This window comes from Burkholderia sp. MSMB1459WGS (genome assembly GCF_001534535.1).
Lineage (GTDB): Bacteria > Pseudomonadota > Gammaproteobacteria > Burkholderiales > Burkholderiaceae > Burkholderia.
This window is the reverse complement of sequence record NZ_LPMU01000024.1, coordinates 1-2,480: the sequence shown is the minus strand read 5'-3', so window position 1 is coordinate 2,480 and position 2,480 is coordinate 1. Positions and strand designations below refer to the sequence as shown.

Annotated in this window: 1 protein-coding gene; it reads right to left on the bottom strand. The window is 64.5% G+C overall.

Annotation, left to right across the window (positions count from 1 at the left end):
• On the bottom strand, positions 1–2,480 hold a 2,480-nt coding region (locus WT97_RS11455; protein ID WP_257128483.1), incomplete at both ends, for an Ig-like domain-containing protein.

The following is a 2,480-nucleotide window of genomic DNA, read 5'->3' as shown; positions in this document are numbered from 1 at the left end:
GTATTGCCTGCTGCGTCGGTGACCGTCACACCAATCACCGTGCCGATCGGCAGCGGGGTCGACGGCGTATACGTCCACGCACCGCTCGGGTCGGCCGTTACAGTAGCGTCCGGCGTACCGTCGCCGTTCGTGTCGATATTGACCGTCGCTCCCGCTTCCGCCGTGCCCGACAGCGACGTACCGTCTGTCGCGTTCACCGTCGGCAATGCAGGAGCCGTCGTATCGATCGTGATCGCAAACGACGCGCTCGGTGCGCTGACGTTGCCCGCAGTGTCCGTTGCGGTGACGGTCAGGCTGTGTGCGCCTTCACCCAGCGCCGTGGTCGGCGTGAACGTCCAGTTTCCGGACGGGTCTGCCGTCGTGGTGCCCAGCAACGTCGTGCCGTCATAAACGCTCACCGTGCTACCTGCCTCTGCCGTGCCAGCAAGAGTAGGTGTTGCGTCATCCGTACTGCCGCCTGAAACGATCGCGCCAACAACCGAGCCCACGTCGTCCGTCACGGTGCCGATGATCGGTACGGCCGGTGCCGTCGTATCGCCCGACACCGTCACCGAAGCAGACGGACCCGTATTGCCTGCCGCATCGGTGACCGTCACGCCAATCACCGTGCCGACCGGCAGCGGGGTCGACGGCGTATACGTCCATGCGCCGCTCGGGTCGGCCGTCACGGTTGCATCCGGCGTGCCGTCGCCATTCGTATCGATGTTGACCGTTGCGCCCGCTTCGGCTGTACCCGACAGCGATGTACCGTCCGTCGCATTCACCGTCGGCAATGCAGGAGCCGTCGTATCGATCGTCAGGTTGAATGCCGCACTCGGCGCACTCACGTTGCCTGCCGTATCCGTTGCAGTCACCGTGATTGCGTGTGCGCCCTCTCCCAAACCCGTGCTCGGCGTGAACGTCCAGTTTCCAGACGGATCTGCCGTCGTGGTACCCAGCAGCGTCGTGCCGTCGTACACATTGATCGTGCTACCTGCTTCCGCAGTACCGCTCAATGTCGGCGTTGCATCATCAGTAGCACCACCAGAAGTGATCGCGCCAACAACGGAACCCACGTCGTCCGTGACGCTAACAACGACCGGTGCGGCAGGCGCCGTCGTATCCCCCGACACCGTTACCGAAGCAGACGGCCCCGTATTGCCTGCCGCATCGGTGACCGTCACACCGATCACCGTGCCGATCGGCAGCGGGGTCGAGGGGGTGTACGTCCACGCGCCGCTCGGATCGGCCGTCACAGTGGCGTCCGGCGTACCGTCGCCGTTCGTATCGATGTTGACCGTTGCACCCGCTTCCGCCGTGCCCGACAGCGACGTACCGTCCGTCGCGTTCACCGTCGGCAATGCAGGCGCCGTCGTATCGATCGTCAGGTCGAATGCTGCGCTCGGCGCACTCACGTTGCCTGCCGTATCCGTTGCAGTCACCGTGATTGCGTGTGCGCCCTCTCCCAAACCAGTAGTCGGTGTGAATGTCCAGTTTCCGGACGGGTCTGCCGTCGTGGTGCCCAGCAGCGTCGTGCCGTCATAAACGCTCACCGTGCTACCTGCCTCTGCCGTGCCACCAAGAGTAGGTGTTGCGTCATCCGTACTGCCGCCTGAAACGATCGCGCCAACAACCGAGCCCACATCGTCCGTCACGGTGCCGATGATCGGCGCGGCCGGTGCCGTCGTATCGCCCGTCACCGTCACCGAGGCAGACGGACCCGTATTGCCTGCCGCATCGGTGACCGTCACGCCGATCACCGTGCCAACCGGCAGTGGGGTCGATGGCGTATACGTCCACGCGCCACTCGGGTCCGCCGTCACGGTTGCATCCGGTGTACCGTCGCCGTTCGTGTCGATGTTGACCGTTGCGCCCGCTTCGGCTGTACCCGACAGCGATGTACCGTCCGTCGCGTTCACCGTCGGCAATGCAGGAGCCGTCGTATCGATCGTCAGGTCGAATGCCGCGCTCGGCACACTCACGTTGCCTGCCGTGTCCGTTGCAGTCACCGTGATTGCGTGTGCGCCCTCTCCCAAACCAGTAGTCGGCGTGAACGTCCAGTTTCCGGACGGGTCTGCCGTCGTCGTGCCCAGTAGCGTCGTGCCGTCGTACACATTGATCGTGCTACCCGCTTCCGCAGTACCGCTCAATGTCGGCGTTGCATCATCAGTAGCACCACCAGAGACGATCGCACCAACAATGGAGCCTACGTCATCCGTCACGGTGCCGATGATCGGTGCGGCCGGTGCCGTCGTATCGCCCGTCACCGTCACCGAAGCAGACGGACCCGTATTGCCTGCCGCATCGGTGACCGTCACGCCGATCACCGTGCCAACCGGCAGTGGGGTTGATGGCGTATACGTCCACGCGCCACTCGGGTCCGCCGTCACGGTTGCATCCGGTGTACCGTCGCCATTCGTGTCGATGTTGACCGTTGCGCCCGCTTCGGCCGTACCCGACAGCGATGTACCGTCCGTCGCGTTCACCGTCGGCAATGCAGG